Here is a 17,661-nt window from a genome sequence, read left to right on the forward strand (position 1 = left end):
GGAAGGAAGCATGCTGCTGGCGCTGGCGCAATGGCTGCAAGGAGACGCAAGCTTTTTGCGCTTGTTCACGTACCTCACGTTCCGTGCGGTGATGGCCACCATCACCGCGCTCGGGATCGGGCTCGTGTGCGGACCGTGGGTGATCCGCAAGCTGACGCAAATGAAGGTCGGGCAGGCCGTGCGCAAGGACGGCCCGCAGACCCACCTCGTCAAGTCCGGCACGCCGACGATGGGCGGCGTGCTGATCCTGATCGGCATCGCGGTCGCGACGCTGCTGTGGGGCGACCTGACGAACCGTTTCATCTGGATCGTGATGCTCGTCACGTTCGGTTTCGGCGTGATCGGCTGGGTCGACGATTACCGCAAGGTCGTCCACAAGGACCCGCGCGGGATGTCGTCGCGCGAGAAGTATTTCTGGCAATCGGTGATCGGGCTGTTCGCGGCCGTCTACCTCGCGTTCAGCGTGTCCGAGGCGAATAACGTGCGCGTGTTCGACCTGTTCATGGCGTGGGTGAGGAGCGGCCTGTCGATGGGGCTGCCGGCGCGCGCCGACCTGATGCTGCCGTTCCTGAAGTCGATCAGCTACCCGCTCGGCGTCTGGGGCTTCATCGTGCTGACCTACTTCGTGATCGTCGGCGCGAGCAACGCGGTGAACCTGACCGACGGCCTCGACGGCCTCGTGATCATGCCGGTCGTGCTGGTCGGCGCGTCGCTCGGTGTGTTCGCGTACGTGATGGGCAGCGCGGTCTATTCAAAATATCTGCTGTTCCCGCACATTCCGGGCGCGGGCGAACTGCTGATCTTCTGTTCCGCGATGGGCGGGGCCGGGCTCGCGTTCCTCTGGTACAACACGCACCCCGCGCAGGTGTTCATGGGCGACGTCGGCGCGCTGGCGCTGGGCGGCGCGCTCGGCACGGTCGCGGTGATCGTGCGCCAGGAAATCGTGCTGTTCATCATGGGCGGCATCTTCGTCGCGGAAACGCTGTCGGTGATGCTGCAGGTGTCGTGGTTCAAGTACACGAAGAAGCGTTACGGCGAAGGGCGGCGGCTGCTCAAGATGGCGCCGCTGCATCACCACTTCGAATTGTCCGGCTGGAAGGAAACGCAGGTGGTCGTGCGTTTCTGGATCATCACGCTGATGCTGTGCCTGTTCGGTCTGACCACCCTCAAGCTGCGGTAAAGGAAAGGTAACAAGGATGTCTGGCGAGATGTTTGGAGATCGGCAACGGCCGATGGTGCTCGTACTGGGGCTCGGGGAATCGGGTCTCGCGATCGCGCGATGGTGCGCGAGGCACGGGTGCCGGCTGCGCATTGCCGATACCCGCGAGGCGCCGCCGAACCTTGCCGCGCTGCAGGCCGAAGGCATCGATGCGGAATTCGTCGGCGGCGCGTTCACGCCCGCGCTGCTCGACGGCGGCATCGAGCTCGTCGGGCTGAGCCCCGGGCTGTCGCCGCTGGAGCCGGCACTCGCGGCGCTGGTCGCGGCCGCGAACGAGCGCGGTATCGCGGTGTGGGGCGAGCTGGAGTTCTTCGCGCAGGCGCTGCGCGCGCTCGGCACGAGCGGCTACCAGCCGAAGGTGCTCGCGATTACCGGCACCAACGGCAAGACCACGACGACGAGCCTCACGGGCCTGCTGTGCCAGCGCTCGGGCAAGAAGGTCGCCGTCGCGGGCAACATCAGCCCGGCGATGCTCGACCGGCTCGCGAGCGCGATCGACGACACCGCGCTGCCCGACGTATGGGTGCTCGAACTGTCGAGCTTCCAGCTCGAGACCGCGCGCACGTTTGCGCCCGATGCCGCCGCGATCCTCAACATCACGCAGGACCACCTCGACTGGCACGGCAGCTTCGACGCGTACGCGCAGGCAAAGGGCCGGATCTTCGGCGCGACGACGACGCGCGTGCTGAACCGCGACGACGCGGCCGTGATGAAGTTCGCGCCGGCAGCCGGCGCGGCCGACGCGCCGCGCACGGTCACGTTCGGCCTGAACGAACCGACGCAGGACGGCGACTACGGGCTGTCGCGCGACAACGGTATCGCATGGCTGGTGGAAGCCGTCGATCGCGACGCGCCGGATGAAGCGGCGACGACGCGCCGGCGCAAGCGCGACGCCGCGCATACGCCCGACATCGCGCAGAAGCGCCTGATGCCGGCCGACGCGCTGCGCATCCGCGGGCTGCACAACGCGGCGAACGCGCTGGCCGCGTTCGCGCTCGCGCGTGCGATCGACCTGCCGGCCGCGCCGCTGCTGCACGCGCTGCGCGAATACCGCGGCGAAGCGCATCGCGTCGAAGTGATCGCGACGATCGACGACGTCGATTATGTGGACGACAGCAAGGGAACGAACGTCGGCGCGACGGTTGCCGCACTCGATGGCCTCGCGCAGAAAATCGTGCTGATCGCCGGCGGCGACGGCAAGGGCCAGGATTTCGCACCGCTCGTTGCTCCAGTCGCACGCTGGTGCCGCGCGGTGATGCTGATCGGCCGCGACGCGCCCGCGATCCGCGACACGCTCGCCGAAACGGGCGTGCCGCTCGCCGACCACGCGACGCTCGAAGGCGCGGTGCGCGCGGCGGCCGATCTGGCCGAGCCGGGCGACGCGGTGCTGCTGTCGCCCGCGTGCGCGAGCCTCGACATGTTCCGGAACTACGCCCATCGCGCGGAAGTGTTCCGCGCGGCGGTCGACGAAATCGCCATCGACAAAGGAGCGACGCCATGAGCTGGTCCGATCGCCTCGTCTCCCGTTTCAACGACCGGCGCGACACCGGCGGCAATGCCGCGGGCGGCCGCGTCGCATCGGCCACGCGCGCCGCGACGGGCGGCCTCGCGAGCGTCGTCAACGGCGTGCGCCCGAGCCGTTCGCGGATGCTCGATTTCGACTATTCGCTGCTGTGGGTCGCGATCGCGCTGCTCGGGCTCGGCGTCGTGATGGTGTATTCGGCGTCGATCGCGATGCCCGATTCGCCGAAATACGCGTCGTATCACGATTACGCGTTCCTGATGCGTCACTGCGTGTCGCTCGCCGTCGCGTTCGTCGCGGCGGTGATCGCGTTCCGCGTGCCGGTGTCGACCTGGGACAAGTACGCGCCGCATCTTTTCCTGATCGCGCTCGTCGGCCTCGTGATCGTGCTGATTCCGCACGTCGGCAAGGGTGTGAACGGTGCGCGCCGCTGGATTCCGCTCGGCATCACCAACATGCAGCCGTCGGAAATCATGAAGCTCGCGGTGACGATCTACGCGGCGAACTACACGGTGCGCAAGCAGGAATACATGCAGAGCTTCGCGAAGGGCTTCCTGCCGATGGCGTTCGCGGTCGGCCTAGTCGGCGCGCTGCTGCTGCTCGAGCCCGACATGGGCGCGTTCATGGTGGTCGCCGCGATCGCGATGGGCGTGCTGTTCCTCGGCGGCGTGAACGGCAAACTGTTCGGCGGCCTCGTCGCGACGGCGGTCGGCACGTTCACGATGCTCGTGTGGCTGTCGCCGTGGCGTCGCGAGCGGATCTTCGCGTACCTCGATCCGTGGGACGAGCGCTACGCGCAGGGCAAGGCCTACCAGCTCACGCACTCGCTGATCGCGTTCGGGCGCGGCGAATGGTTCGGCGTCGGCCTCGGCGGCAGCGTCGAGAAGCTGAATTACCTGCCGGAAGCGCATACCGACTTCATCCTCGCGGTGATCGGCGAGGAGCTCGGCTTCGTCGGCGTGCTGGTCGTGATCCTGCTGTTCTACTGGATCGTGCGTCGCGCGTTCGAGATCGGCCGTCAGGCGCTCGCGCTCGATCGCACGTTCGCGGGCCTGATGGCGAAGGGCATCGGCATCTGGTTCGGCGCGCAGACGTTCATCAACATGGGCGTGAACCTCGGGCTGCTGCCGACGAAGGGCTTGACGCTGCCGCTCGTGAGCTACGGCGGTTCGGGCATCCTGCTGAACTGCGTCGCGCTCGCGGTGCTGCTGCGGGTCGATTACGAAAATCGCGTACTGATGCGCGGAGGGAAGGTATGACCGCGTCGCAACGCACGCTGATGGTGATGGCAGGCGGCACCGGGGGCCACGTGTTCCCCGGGCTCGCGGTCGCGCACCGGATGGAAGCGGCGGGCTGGCGCGTCGTATGGCTCGGCAACCCGGCCGGGATGGAAGCGACGCTCGTGCCGAAGCACGGTATTCCGATGGAGTACGTGCGGTTCGGCGGGCTGCGCGGCAAGGGCCTGAAGACCAAGCTGACGCTGCCGGTCAACCTGCTGCGTGCATGCTGGCAGAGCCTCGGCGCGCTGCGCCGCGTGCGACCGGACGTCGTGCTCGGGATGGGTGGCTACATCACGTTCCCGGCGGGCGTGATGACCGCGTTGTCGGGGCGCCCGCTCGTGCTGCATGAGCAGAATTCGATCGCGGGCCTGACCAACAAGGTGCTCGCGAAACTCGCGAAGCGCGTGCTCGTTGCGTTCCCCGGCGCGCTGCCGCACGCGGAATGGACGGGTAACCCGATTCGCGCGGAACTTGCGCACATCGAATCGCCCCAGGCACGCTATGCGTCGCGCAGCGGCCCGCTCAACGTGCTGGTGGTCGGCGGCAGCCTCGGGGCGGCCGCGCTGAACGAAGTCGTGCCGCGCGCGCTGGCGCGGCTGACGCCGGGCGAGCGCCCGCGCGTCGTGCACCAGGCCGGCGTGAAGCACATCGACGCATTGAAGGCGAATTACGAAGCGGCCGGTTTCGCGGCCGGCGAAGACGTGCGGCTCGTGCCGTTCATCGACGACATGGCGGCCGCGTATGCGGCAGCGGATCTGGTGATCTGCCGGTCGGGCGCGATGACGGTGTCGGAGATCGCGGCGGTGGGCGTGGCGGCGCTGTTCGTGCCGTTCCCGTACGCGGTCGACGATCATCAGACGACCAACGCCGCGTTCCTCGCCGATGCGGGCGCGGCCGTGCTGGTGCAACAACGCGACCTGTCGGCGGAACTGCTCGCCGACTGGCTGCGCGGCCAGTCGCGGGCATCGCTCGCGGCCATGGCGGAACGTTCGCGCGCGCTCGCGAAGCCCGAGGCCACCGACGAAGTCGCGCGCGTCTGCGCGAAGGCGGCCGGCGCGAACCTGGAACAACTGCAATGAAACACATCGTCAAACACATTCATTTCGTCGGGATCGGCGGCGCGGGCATGAGCGGCATCGCCGAAGTGCTCGTCAACCTCGGCTACGCGGTCAGCGGCTCGGACCTGTCGCGCAATGCGGTGACCGATCGTCTCGAGGCGCTGGGCGCGCGGATCGCAATCGGCCACGATGCGGCGAACATCGAGGGCGCGAACGCGGTCGTCGTGTCGACGGCCGTGCGCTCGGACAACCCCGAAGTGCTGGCCGCGCGCGCGAAGCGCGTGCCGATCGTGCAACGCGCGGTGATGCTCGCGGAGCTGATGCGCCTGAAGCAGGGGATCGCGATCGCCGGCACGCACGGCAAGACCACGACGACGAGCCTCGTCGCGAGCGTGCTCGCGGCGGGCGGGCTGGACCCGACCTTCGTGATCGGCGGCCGGCTGATCAGCGCCGGCGCGAACGCGCGGCTCGGCACGGGCGATTTCATCGTCGCCGAGGCTGACGAGTCGGATGCGTCGTTCCTGAACCTCTATCCGGTGATCGAAGTCATCACGAACATCGACGCCGACCACATGGACACCTACGGCCACGATTTCGCGCGGCTCAAGCAGGCGTTCATCGAATTCACGCAGCGCCTGCCGTTCTACGGCAGCGCGGTCGTGTGCGTCGACGATCCGAACGTGCGGCAGATCATCCCGTTCATCTCGAAGCCGGTCGTGCGCTACGGCCTGTCGCCGGACGCGCAGGTGCGCGCGGAAGACATCGACGCGCGCGACGGCCGGATGCATTTCACGGTGATCCGCGAAGGTCGCGCGCCGCTCGCGGTCGTGCTGAACATGCCGGGCCTGCACAACGTGCAGAATGCGCTCGCGGCGATCGCGATCGCGACCGACCTCGGCGTGGCGGACGACGCGATCCAGCGGGCGCTGGCGGAATTCAACGGTGTCGGCCGGCGCTTCCAGCGTTACGGCGAAGTGCCGAGCGCGGACGGCGGCCAGTACACGCTGATCGACGATTACGGTCACCACCCGGTCGAGATGGCGGCGACGATCGCGGCCGCGCGCGGTGCGTTCCCGGGCCGCCGCCTCGTGCTGGCGTTCCAGCCGCACCGCTACACGCGCACGCGCGACTGTTTCGACGATTTCGTCAACGTGCTGTCGACGGTCGATGCGCTGGTGCTGACGGAAGTCTATGCGGCCGGCGAGGCCGCGATTCCGACGGCCAGCGGCGACGCGCTGTCGCGTGCACTGCGCGCGGCGGGAAAGGTCGACCCGGTGTTCGTCGCGACGGTCGACGACGTGCCGGAGGCATTGGCGAAGGTCGCGCAGAACGGCGACGTGGTGATCACGATGGGCGCGGGTTCGATCGGCGGCGTGCCGGCGAAGCTCGCGCAACACATTCAACAGAAGGCATGACATGAGCGGGATCGATCCGAAACGTTTCGGCAAGGTGGCGGTGTTGTTCGGTGGCGAATCCGCCGAGCGCGAGGTGTCGCTCACCTCGGGCCGCCTCGTGCTGCAGGGCCTGCGCGACGCTGGCGTCGACGCGCATCCGTTCGACCCGGCCGAGCGGCCGCTGTCGGCACTGAAGGACGAAGGCTTCGTGCGCGCGTTCAATGCGCTGCATGGCGGCTATGGCGAGAACGGCCAGATTCAGGGCGCACTCGATTTCTACGGCATTCGCTACACGGGCAGTGGCGTGCTCGGCTCGGCGCTCGGCCTCGACAAGTTCCGCACGAAGCTCGTGTGGCAGCAGACGGGCGTGCCGACGCCGCCGTTCGAGACGGTGATGCGCGGCGACGACCTGGCCGCGCGCGCGACCGACATCGTCGCGAAGCTCGGCCTGCCGCTGTTCGTGAAGCCGGCGAGCGAAGGCTCGAGTGTCGCGGTGCTGAAGGTGAAGACGGCGGACGCGCTGCCGGCCGCGCTCGAGGAAGCCGCGACGCACGACAAGATCGTGATCGTCGAGAAGAGCATCGAAGGCGGCGGCGAATACACCGCGTGCATCGCCGGCGATCTCGACCTGCCGCTGATCAAGATCGTGCCGGCCGGCGAGTTCTACGACTACCACGCGAAGTACGTTGCCGACGATACGCAGTACCTGATCCCGTGCGGCCTGCCGGCGCAACAGGAAGCGGAGCTGAAGCGCATCGCGCGCCGTGCGTTCGACGTGCTCGGCTGCACCGACTGGGGCCGAGCGGATTTCATGCTCGACGCGGCCGGCAATGCGTATTTCCTGGAAGTGAACACGGCCCCCGGGATGACCGACCACTCGCTGCCGCCGAAGGCCGCGCGCGCGGTCGGCATCGGCTATTCGGAGCTGGTCGTGAAGGTGCTGTCGCTCACGCTCAACGACTGACGCAGGAACGGAACGACGTATGTGGAACAACGTTCGCCAACTCAACCTTGCCGCCAGCGCGCTGTATGCGCTGCTGCTGCTCGTGTTGGCGGCGGCCGGCTGCTACTGGCTGATCCAGCGCCCGACGTTCGCGCTGCGGGAAATCCGGATCGACGGCGACACCGAGCACATCAATTCGCCGACGGTGCGCGCGGGCGTGGTTGGACGGCTGAAGGGCAATTTCTTCACGGTCGATCTCGACACGGCGCGCGCCGCGTTCGAGCAGATGCCGTGGGTGCGTCACGCGAGCGTGCGTCGGGTGTGGCCGAATGCGCTGGCTGTCACGCTCGAGGAGTACAAACCGCTCGGGACCTGGGGCAGCGATCAGCTCGTGAGCGTGGACGGCGAGCTGTTCACCGCGAACCAGGGCGAGCTGGAGCAGGAGCTGCCGGCGTTCGACGGCCCGGAAGGCAGTGCGAAGGAAGTCGTCGCGCGGTATCGCGACTTCGGGAAATGGTTTGCGCCGCTGAAGGCGGCGCCGGAAGAGGTGACGCTGTCGGCGCGGTACGCGTGGACGGTGAAGCTGTCGAACGGCATGCAGGTCGAGCTGGGCAAGGAGCGCAACAGCGACACGCTGCATGACCGGAGCCAGCGTCTGGTGGCCGCGTGGCCGGCCGTCACGGAGCGTTGGGGCAACGACATCGAGTACGCGGATCTGCGTTATCCGAACGGATTCGCGATTCGCGCGGCGGGCATGCGGTTCCTGACCGATACCGACAAGCGCAAGAAGTAACGAGAGATCACACGCAAGAGCACTTTATGAGCAAAGACTACAAGGATCTGCTGGTTTCCCTCGACATCGGCACGTCGAAGGTGGTGGCCATCGTCGCCGAGCTGAAGGGCGAGGGCCACTACGAGGTGATCGGTCTCGGCCAGAGCGAGTCGAAGGGTCTGAAGAAAGGCGTGGTGGTGAACATCGAGGCCACCGTGCAGTCGATCCAGCGCGCGCTCGAGGAAGCCGAGCTGATGGCCGACTGCAAGATCACCAACGTGTTCACGGGGATCGCGGGCAGCCACATCCGCAGCTTCAACTCGAGCGGGATGGTCGCGATCAAGGACAAGGAGGTCACGCAGACGGACGTCGCGCGCGTGATCGAGACCGCGAAGGCGATCAACATCCCGACCGATCAGCAGGTGCTGCACATCCTCACGCAGGAATTCATCATCGACGGCCAGGAAGACGTGCGCGAGCCGATCGGGATGAGCGGCATCCGGCTGGAAGTGAAGGTGCACATCGTGACGGGCGCGGTGAGCGCCGCGCAGAACATCGTCAAGTGCGTGCGCCGCTGCGGGCTGGAAGTGAACGACCTGATCCTGCAGCCGCTCGCGTCGTCGCTCGCGGTGCTGACCGAAGACGAGAAGGATCTCGGCGTGGTGCTGGTCGACATCGGCGGCGGCACGACGGACATCGCGATCTTCGCCGAAGGCGCGATCCGCCACACGGCGGTGATTCCGATCGCCGGCGACCAGATCACGAGCGACATCGCGATGGCGCTGCGCACGCCGACGCCGGATGCGGAAGACATCAAGGTCGGCTACGGGATCGCGAAGCAGGCGCTCGCCGATCCGGACGAAATGGTGGAAGTGCCCGGCCTTGGCGAACGCGGCCCGCGCACGCTGTCGCGTCAGGCGCTCGCGGCCGTGATCGAGCCGCGCGTCGAGGAACTGTTCTCGCTCGTGCAGCAGGTCGTGCGCGAATCGGGTTACGAAGAACTCCTGAGCTCCGGCGTGGTCATTACCGGCGGCGCGTCGATGATGCCGGGCATGGTCGAACTCGGCGAGGACATTTTCCTGAAACCGGTGCGCATCGGCGCGCCGGAATATGCAGGCGGCCTCGCCGACGTCGTGCGCAATCCGCGCTACTCGACGGCGATGGGGCTGCTCGTCGAAGGCAGTGCTCAGCGCATGCGCGGCCGCAAGGTCGCCGTGCAGTCCGGCAACGCGGGGCAAGTGTTCTCGCGGATGAAGGAATGGTTCCTGAGCAACTTCTGACAAACCGAATCGAAATTCGCGCTGGTGCCGGCGGCTGGCGCGCGACAGGGGGTTGCCCGATCTCCTGCCGAATAACGGCCGAGTAGCAGTCATTCTCTTGACGGAGGCAACAATGGAATTCGAAATGCTGGAAACCGAAACCAACGGCACCATCATCAAGGTGGTCGGCGTTGGCGGCGCTGGCGGCAATGCCGTCCAGCACATGATCAACCGCGGCGTGCAGGGCGTCGACTTCATCGTGATGAACACGGACGCCCAAGCGCTGTCGCGTTCGCGCGCATCGTCGGTGATCCAGCTTGGCAACACGGGTCTTGGCGCCGGTGCGAAGCCGGAAATGGGTCGTGCGGCAGCGGAAGAAGCGCGTGAGCGCATCGCCGACGCACTGCGCGGCGCGCACATGGTGTTCATCACGGCCGGCATGGGCGGTGGCACGGGCACGGGCGCGGCACCGGTGGTCGCGCAGATCGCGAAGGAGATGGGCATTCTGACGGTCGGTGTCGTCAGCAAGCCGTTTGAGTTCGAAGGCGGCAAGCGCATGCGCGTCGCCGAAGCAGGCTCGCAGCAACTGGAGGATCACGTCGACTCGCTGATCGTCGTCCTGAACGACAAGCTGTTCGACGTGATGGGCGACGACGCCGAGATGGACAAGTGCTTCCAGTGCGCGGACGACGTGTTGAACAACGCGGTGGCAGGTATCGCGGAAATCATCAACGTCGACGGCCTCGTGAACGTCGACTTCGAAGACGTGAAGACGGTGATGGGCGAGCAGGGCAAGGCGATGATGGGCACGGCGACGGTCGCCGGCGTCGATCGCGCACGCCTCGCGGCGGAACAGGCCGTGGCGAGCCCGCTGCTCGAAGGCGTCGATCTGTCGGGTGCGCGCGGCGTACTGGTCAACATCACGTCGAGCCGTTCGCTGCGCCTGTCGGAAACGCGCGAAGTGATGAACACGATCAAGAGCTACGCGGCGGAAGATGCGACGGTGATCTTCGGTGCGGTGTACGACGACGCGATGGGCGATGCACTGCGCGTGACGGTCGTGGCGACGGGTCTGGGCCGTGCGGCGAAGAAGCAGCAGTCGGCTCCGATGACGCTGCTGCGCACGGGTACGGACAACCAGCCGGTCAGCGCGGTGTCGCACGGCTATGCGCAGCCGCATCACGTCAGCACGGCCGACTACGGCGCGCTCGACACGCCGGCGGTGTGGCGCAATTCGCGCGAAACCGCGGCATCGCACGTGCAGGCGCTGCAGGAGAAGGGTGTCGACACGTACGACATTCCGGCTTTCCTGCGCAAGCAGGCTGACTGACGCAAACACAGGCGAAGCCGCGGCGACACCGCCGCGGTATCGCCGGCGTGACGGATGCTACGGACCACGACAGGCCGCGTCGGATGCGACGCCGGGCCGGGAAAGATGCCCTCTTCGCTCGAGCGGGGCGGGATGGGCCGTGCTGTCCGCAACACGCTGAAAAACCGTATCGCTATGAGGGACCAGCCATGATTCAAGTGGGCGACGCGCTGCCCGACGCGCAATTGTTCGAGTTCGTCGACGACGCGCGCGAAGGGTGCACGCTGGGGCCGAACGCCTACAGCGTGCGCGACCAGGTTGCGGGAAAGCGGGTGGTGATCTTCGGATTGCCGGGCGCGTTCACGCCGACCTGCTCGGCGCAGCATGTGCCGGGCTACGTCGAGCACGCCGAGCAATTGCGCGCGGCGGGGATCGACGAGATCTGGTGCGTGTCCGTCAACGACGCATTCGTGATGGGCGCATGGGGACGTGATCTGCACACCGCGGGCAAGGTGCGCATGATGGCGGACGGCAGCGCGGCTTTCACTCATGCGCTGGGGCTGACGCAGGATTTGTCCGCGCGTGGCATGGGAATTCGTTCCCTGCGCTACGCGATGGTGATTGACGGCGGTGTGGTCAAGACGCTGGCCGTCGAGGCGCCGGGCAAGTTCGAAGTGAGCGATGCGGCGAGTGTTCTCGCGACGTTGACGTCCTGATCGTGCGGTGCGCCGTTGCCTTCCGGCAACGCTGCTCGCCGGCCTCAGGGCAGTTGTAACACGGGCTGATGACCGGAAACGCCTCCGTTCCGGGCATCGGCCCGTCCCGTATCGGCGCGGGTAAACTGTCGAAACAGATTGATACGCAGTTTCGGACAGCGTCGAATAGGGAATTACGCTATAATCCCGCCTATCGAATATAACTCCTGATTGATATCTTCAATCAAGACGAAGAAGACCATGTTGAAGCAGCGCACCATCAAATCCATCGTGAAGACCGTGGGTATCGGTGTCCACTCGGGCCGCAAGATCGAGTTGACGCTCCGTCCCGCCGCGCCCGGCACGGGCATCGTCTTTTCACGCGTCGACCTGCCGACGCCGGTCGACATTCCCGCATCGGCGATGTCGATCGGCGACACGCGACTCGCGTCGGTGTTGCAGAAGGATGGCGTGCGCGTGTCGACGGTCGAGCACCTGATGTCCGCGTGTGCGGGCCTTGGCATCGACAATCTGTATGTCGACGTGACGGCCGAGGAAATCCCGATCATGGACGGCAGTGCGGCCACGTTCGTGTTCCTGATCCAGTCCGCCGGCATCGAGGAGCAGAACGCGCCGAAGCGCTTCATCAAGGTGAAGAAGCCGGTCGAAATCCGCGATGGCGACAAGTTCGCGCGTCTCGATCCGTATTTCGGCTTCAAGCTGAAGTTCTCGATCGATTTCCGCCACCCGGCCGTCGACAAGACGGGCCAGGAGCTCGAAGTCGATTTCGCGACCACGTCGTACGTGCGCGAGATCGCGCGTGCGCGCACGTTCGGTTTCGCGCACGAAGCCGAGATGCTGCGCGAGATCGGCCTGGCGCGCGGCGGCAGCATGGACAATGCGATCGTGCTCGACGAGTACCGGATCCTGAACAACGACGGGCTGCGCTACGACGACGAGTTCGTGAAGCACAAGATGCTCGACGCGATCGGCGACCTGTACGTGATCGGCCACCCGCTGCTGGCTTCGTACACCGCGTACAAGTCGGGCCACGGCCTGAACAACGCGTTGCTGCGCGAGTTGCTCGCACACGAAGACGCGTACGAGATCGTGACGTTCGACGATCCGCAGGCTGCGCCGAAAGGGTTTGCATTCGACGCGCAGACGGCTTTCGCGTGACCGGCGTTCGGCGCAAGCAATAAAAAAGCGACCCATCGGGTCGCTTTTTTTATGGGCTGGCGGCTGTCTGCGACAGTGCGGTCAACGCGGCTTCGCGCCATGCCGTGCCGCCATCCGCGCGAGCGCGGCCTGCAGCGGCGACGGTTCGAGATGGTCGGCGAGATCGCGCAGCGCGGCGGCGCCGGTCGACGTCATCCGCGCCTGCTTCACGGGCGGCGGCGCCGGCGCGTCCTTCGGCCGCACGCGCACGCGCAGCGTCGTCACCGGCCAGCCGCGCTTCTGGAGATCGCCGAGCAGCCGCATTTCGACCTGCCGCAGCCGTGCGGCCAGCGCATTGTGCGCGGCAAAGAGGGTCAGGGTGCCGTCCTTGATGAAACCCGGTTCGACGTGATTCGCGAGATAGTCGGGCAGGCACGCGCCCAAGTCGCGCTGCAGCGACGCGATCTGCTCGACGCCGGCGCGCAGTGCCGCGAATGCGTCGGTCCGACCGAGCACTTCCGACACGGGTTGCGGGCGATAGGCGGCGAGCGGGCCGAAACGCTTGGAAAATCGGTTCATCGAGGCATTTTTCGAGCGCGTACGCGCGCGGACGTTGCAGCCGATTGTACCCGCGCCGGCCTGCGCACGGGGAGCTTTCGCCCGTGTCCGCCCGGCTTGGGCCCGCAGTGCCCCGTCCGGCCGGGACGCAGGCGCATGCGTCCCCGCGTGCTAAAATTCGACGTTTGAGTCCACTAATTCGCTAAGCCGCCGAGGCTCGGGCGCCGGGGCGCGCAACACGCGCCGGGCGCCGGTGCTGCGACGCAGGATCCGATCCGATGACAACCGGTTTTCTCCAGAAAATTTTTGGCAGCCGCAACCAGCGGCTCGTCAAGCAATACCAAAAGACCGTCGCGACGATCAATGCGCTCGAAACGCAGATCGAGAAGCTGACGGACGACCAGTTGCGCGGCAAGACGGACGAGTTCCGCCAGCGGGTCGCGGCCGGCGAGTCGCTCGACAAGCTGTTGCCCGAGGCCTTCGCGGTCTGTCGCGAGGCGAGCCGCCGCGTGCTGAAGATGCGGCACTTCGACGTGCAGATGATCGGCGGCATGGTGCTTCACTACGGCAAGATCGCGGAAATGCGCACGGGCGAGGGCAAGACGCTCGTCGCGACGCTGCCCGTGTACCTGAATGCGCTGGCCGGCCGCGGCGTGCACGTCGTGACCGTCAACGACTACCTCGCGCAGCGCGACGCCGAATGGATGGCGCGGCTCTACAACTTCCTCGGTCTGTCGGTCGGCATCAACCTGTCCGGCATGGAGCACGAACAGAAGCAGCAGGCCTACGCGGCGGACATCACGTACGGCACGAACAACGAATTCGGCTTCGACTACCTGCGCGACAACATGGTCTACGAGACCGACGCGCGCGTGCAGCGGGCGCTGAACTTCGCGGTCGTCGACGAAGTGGACTCGATCCTGATCGACGAAGCACGGACGCCGCTGATCATTTCGGGCCAGGCCGAGGATCACACCGAACTGTACGTGCGGATGAACGCACTGCCGCCGCTGCTCGAGCGCCAGATCGGCGAAGAGAAGGCCGACGGCACGGGCGTCGAGAAGCCGGGCGACTACACGCTCGACGAGAAGGCGCGCCAGGTGTTCCTGACGGAATCGGGCCACGAGAAGGCCGAGCGCCTGCTCGCCGAATGGGGCCTGATCGGCGAGGGCGAGAGCCTGTACGCGCCGCAGAACATCACGCTGATGCACCACGTGTACGCTGCGCTGCGCGCCCACACGCTGTTCCACAAGGATCAGCACTACGTCGTGCAGAACGGCGAAGTGGTCATCGTCGACGAATTCACGGGCCGCCTGATGGCGGGCCGCCGTTGGTCCGACGGGCTGCACCAGGCCGTCGAGGCGAAGGAGCACGTGAAGATCCAGAGCGAGAACCAGACGCTCGCGTCGATCACGTTCCAGAACTACTTCCGGATGTACGCGAAGCTGGCCGGCATGACCGGTACCGCGGACACCGAGGCGTACGAATTCAACGAGATCTACGGCCTCGAGACGGTCGTGATCCCGACCAACCGCCCGCCGAAGCGGATCGACAAGCAGGACCAGATCTACAAGACGGCCAAGGAGCGCTACGACGCGGTGATCCGCGACATCCGCGACTGCTACGAGCGCGGCCAGCCGGTGCTGGTCGGCACGACGTCGATCGAGAACTCCGAACTGCTGTCGCACCTGCTGAAGCAGGCCGGGCTGCCGCACGAAGTGCTGAACGCGAAGCAGCACGAGCGTGAAGCGGCGATCGTCGCGGAAGCCGGCCGTCCGAACCGCGTGACGATCGCGACCAACATGGCCGGCCGCGGCACCGACATCGTGCTCGGCGGCAACGTCGAGAAGCAGGCCGCGTTCATCGAGGCCGACGACGCGATCCCGGCCGACGAAAAGGCGCGCCGCATCCAGAAGCTGCACGACGAGTGGGAAACGCTGCACGAGCAGGTGAAGGCCGCGGGCGGCCTGCACATCATCGGCACCGAGCGCCACGAATCGCGCCGGATCGACAACCAGTTGCGCGGCCGTGCGGGCCGCCAGGGCGATCCGGGCTCGTCGCGCTTCTACCTGTCGCTCGACGATCCGCTGCTGCGCATCTTCGCGGGCGACCGCGTGCGCTCGATCATGGATCGCCTGAAGATGCCGGAAGGCGAGGCGATCGAAGCGGGCATCGTCACGCGGTCGATCGAATCGGCGCAGCGCAAGGTCGAAGCGCGCAACTTCGACATCCGCAAGCAACTGCTCGAATACGACGACGTGTCGAACGATCAGCGCAAGGTGATCTACCAGCAGCGCAACGAATTGCTCGAGGCGCACGACATCACCGAGACGATCACCGCGATGCGTCACGGCGTGATCGCCGAAGTCGTCCGCCAGTTCGTACCGGAAGGCAGCATCGAAGAGCAGTGGGACGTGCCCGAGCTCGAGGAAGCGTTGCGCAACGACTGGCAGCTCGACCTGGCGATCCAGGAAATGGTGAACGAGTCGTCGTCGATCACGGCCGAGGAGATTCTCGACGCGGTGATGACGGCCGCCGACGAGCAGTACGAGGCGAAGGTCGCGATGGTCGGCCGCGAATCGTTCAGCGCGTTCGAGCGTTCGGTGATGCTGCAGACGGTCGACCGCCTGTGGCGCGAACACCTCGCGGCGCTCGACCACCTGCGCCAGGGTATTCACCTGCGCGGCTATGCGCAGAAGAACCCGAAGCAGGAATACAAGCGCGAGGCGTTCGAGCTGTTCGCCGCGATGCTCGACGCGATCAAGCAGGAAGTCACGCGCATCGTGATGAACGTGCAGATCCAGTCGCCGGAACAGCTCGAGGAGGCTGCCGAGCAGATCGAGGAGCGCGGCGGTCATCTCGAGAACGTCGAATACCAGCACGCCGACTACGCGGACGCCGGCGCGCCGGTGGCGAACGTCACGGCAGCCGCGGCGGCCACCGCGACGGCCACCGCGACGGCCGACATGGTCGGCAGCGCGATGACGCACAGCGGCCCCGGCGGCGAAATGCCGAAGGTCGGCCGCAACGACCCGTGCCCGTGCGGCAGCGGCAAGAAGTACAAGCAATGTCACGGGAAGTTGTCATGATCGGCGGCGGCGCGCGTCACGCGTGCCGCGTCGTTCGTGGCTTCGAGTCAGTGATGTGAGTTGCGGCGGCCCGCGCGTGCGGCCGCCGGTTCTTCCAATCGATGCCGGCACGTGCCGGCATTTTCCATCCGGCAGGTGTGCCCCATGGCTGTCAATTTTCCGTCGATCGATCCCGCCCAACTGCATCCCGTCGCCGGCGTCACGCTCGGCTGGGCGGAAGCGAACATCCGCAAGCCGAATCGCAAGGACGTGCTGGTCATCTCCGTCGACGAAGGCGCGACGGTCGCGGGCGTGTTCACCGAAAACCGTTTCTGTGCGGCGCCGGTCACCGTCTGCCGCGAGCATCTGGCGAAGGTACGGGCCGGCGGCGCGGGCATCCGCGCGCTGGTCGTGAATACGGGCAATGCGAATGCGGGCACCGGCGAGCCGGGCCTCGTGAACGCCCGCGAGACCTGCACGGAACTCGCGCGTCTCGCAGGCATCGAGCCGGCGCAGGTGCTGCCGTTCTCGACCGGCGTGATCCTCGAGCCGCTGCCGATCGACCGCCTGAAGGCCGGCCTGCCGGCCGCGCTCGCGAACCGCAAGGCCGCGAACTGGTTCGACGCCGCGCAGGCGATCATGACGACCGACACGCTGCCGAAGGCGACGTCGCGCCAGGTGACGATCGACGGCCACACGGTCACGCTGACGGGCATCAGCAAGGGCGCGGGCATGATCAAGCCGAACATGGCGACGATGCTCGGCTTCCTCGCGTTCGATGCGAACGTCGCGCAGCCGGTGCTCGACACGCTCGTGAAGGAAGTGGCCGACCGCTCGTTCAACTGCATCACGATCGACGGCGACACGTCGACGAACGACTCGTTCATCCTGATCGCGTCGGGCAAGAGCACGCTGCCCGCGATCACGTCGACCGATTCGCCTGCCTATGCGGCGCTGCGCGACGCGGTGACGGAAGTCGCACAGGTGCTGTCGCAGCTGATCGTGCGCGACGGCGAAGGCGCGACGAAATTCATGACGGTGCAGGTCGATGGCGGCAAGAGCGTCGCCGAATGCCGCCAGATCGCGTACGCGATCGGCCATTCGCCGCTCGTGAAGACGGCCTTCTATGCATCCGACCCCAACCTCGGCCGGATTCTCGCGGCGATCGGCTATGCGGGCGTCGCGGATCTCGACGTCGGCAAGATCGATCTCTATCTCGACGACGTGCTTGTCGCGAAGGCTGGCGGCCGCAATCCGGCCTACCAGGAAGAGGACGGCCAGCGGGTGATGAAGCAGAGCGAGATCACGATCCGCGTGCTGCTCGGCCGCGGCGATGCACAGGCCACCGTCTGGACGTGCGACCTGTCGCACGATTACGTGAGCATCAACGCGGATTACCGCTCCTGATCGGGAGCGCTCGAACGAC

The 17,661-nt window shown here is 66.6% G+C and carries 14 protein-coding genes; 13 read left to right on the forward strand and 1 reads right to left on the reverse strand.

Features of this window, described 5'->3' with window-relative positions; genetic code table 11:
• Window positions 1–10: 10 nt before the first annotated feature.
• The 11 genes from mraY (at window position 11) to lpxC (ending at window position 12,630) form a co-directional block, all read left to right on the forward strand.
• Window positions 11–1,180, forward strand: coding sequence for a phospho-N-acetylmuramoyl-pentapeptide-transferase (gene mraY, locus WS61_RS13250; RefSeq protein ID WP_006477019.1), 1,170 nt, complete (start codon window positions 11–13; stop codon window positions 1,178–1,180).
• A 28-nt stretch (window positions 1,181–1,208) separates the two neighbouring features.
• On the forward strand, window positions 1,209–2,720 hold the full coding sequence (murD, locus tag WS61_RS13255; protein ID WP_059500899.1) for a UDP-N-acetylmuramoyl-L-alanine--D-glutamate ligase: 1,512 nt from the start codon (window positions 1,209–1,211) through the stop codon (window positions 2,718–2,720).
• A complete protein-coding gene (gene ftsW / locus WS61_RS13260; RefSeq protein ID WP_059500900.1) occupies window positions 2,717–4,000 on the forward strand; it encodes a putative lipid II flippase FtsW in 1,284 nt (427 codons plus the stop codon). The genes murD and ftsW overlap by 4 nt, the downstream gene beginning before the upstream one ends.
• A complete protein-coding gene (murG, locus tag WS61_RS13265) occupies window positions 3,997–5,100 on the forward strand; it encodes an undecaprenyldiphospho-muramoylpentapeptide beta-N-acetylglucosaminyltransferase (RefSeq protein WP_059500901.1) in 1,104 nt (367 codons plus the stop codon). The genes ftsW and murG overlap by 4 nt, the downstream gene beginning before the upstream one ends.
• Window positions 5,097–6,494 (forward strand): UDP-N-acetylmuramate--L-alanine ligase, encoded by a 1,398-nt coding sequence (murC, locus tag WS61_RS13270; RefSeq protein ID WP_059500902.1) that lies wholly within the window; start codon window positions 5,097–5,099, stop codon window positions 6,492–6,494. Before murG ends, murC begins: the two co-directional genes overlap by 4 nt.
• A 1-nt stretch (window position 6,495) precedes the next feature.
• Window positions 6,496–7,437 (forward strand): D-alanine--D-alanine ligase, encoded by a 942-nt coding sequence (locus tag WS61_RS13275; RefSeq protein WP_059500903.1) that lies wholly within the window; start codon window positions 6,496–6,498, stop codon window positions 7,435–7,437.
• 19 nt (window positions 7,438–7,456) lie between these two features.
• Window positions 7,457–8,209 (forward strand): cell division protein FtsQ/DivIB, encoded by a 753-nt coding sequence (locus WS61_RS13280; RefSeq protein ID WP_059500904.1) that lies wholly within the window; start codon window positions 7,457–7,459, stop codon window positions 8,207–8,209.
• A 26-nt stretch (window positions 8,210–8,235) separates the two neighbouring features.
• Window positions 8,236–9,468, forward strand: coding sequence for a cell division protein FtsA (gene ftsA, locus WS61_RS13285; protein ID WP_059500905.1), 1,233 nt, complete (start codon window positions 8,236–8,238; stop codon window positions 9,466–9,468).
• A 112-nt stretch (window positions 9,469–9,580) separates the two neighbouring features.
• Window positions 9,581–10,777: a cell division protein FtsZ gene (ftsZ, locus tag WS61_RS13290; RefSeq protein ID WP_006477012.1), complete on the forward strand. Its 1,197-nt coding sequence runs from the start codon at window positions 9,581–9,583 to the stop codon at window positions 10,775–10,777.
• A gap of 188 nt (window positions 10,778–10,965) precedes the next feature.
• On the forward strand, window positions 10,966–11,472 hold the full coding sequence (locus WS61_RS13295; protein ID WP_059500906.1) for a peroxiredoxin: 507 nt from the start codon (window positions 10,966–10,968) through the stop codon (window positions 11,470–11,472).
• A 240-nt stretch (window positions 11,473–11,712) separates the two neighbouring features.
• The gene (lpxC, locus tag WS61_RS13300) at window positions 11,713–12,630 is read left to right on the forward strand and encodes a UDP-3-O-acyl-N-acetylglucosamine deacetylase (RefSeq protein WP_006487145.1); all 918 of its coding nucleotides are present in this window, start codon (window positions 11,713–11,715) and stop codon (window positions 12,628–12,630) included.
• Between the two features lie 81 nt (window positions 12,631–12,711).
• On the opposite strand, the gene WS61_RS13305 is transcribed toward lpxC, so the two are convergent.
• Window positions 12,712–13,188 carry a DUF721 domain-containing protein gene (locus WS61_RS13305; protein ID WP_059500907.1) on the reverse strand — a complete coding sequence of 159 codons (477 nt, stop codon included), beginning with the start codon at window positions 13,186–13,188 and terminating at the stop codon, window positions 12,712–12,714.
• 257 nt (window positions 13,189–13,445) lie between these two features.
• Here WS61_RS13305 and secA point away from each other — a divergent pair, with 257 nt between their 5' ends.
• Together secA and argJ are read left to right on the forward strand one after the other, a co-directional pair.
• On the forward strand, window positions 13,446–16,256 hold the full coding sequence (secA, locus tag WS61_RS13310; protein ID WP_059500908.1) for a preprotein translocase subunit SecA: 2,811 nt from the start codon (window positions 13,446–13,448) through the stop codon (window positions 16,254–16,256).
• A 144-nt stretch (window positions 16,257–16,400) separates the two neighbouring features.
• Window positions 16,401–17,642: a bifunctional glutamate N-acetyltransferase/amino-acid acetyltransferase ArgJ gene (gene argJ, locus WS61_RS13315; protein WP_059500909.1), complete on the forward strand. Its 1,242-nt coding sequence runs from the start codon at window positions 16,401–16,403 to the stop codon at window positions 17,640–17,642.
• Window positions 17,643–17,661: the final 19 nt, after the last annotated feature.

The organism is Burkholderia sp. ABCPW 11 (assembly GCF_001523445.1).
In the GTDB taxonomy this organism is placed as follows: domain Bacteria; phylum Pseudomonadota; class Gammaproteobacteria; order Burkholderiales; family Burkholderiaceae; genus Burkholderia.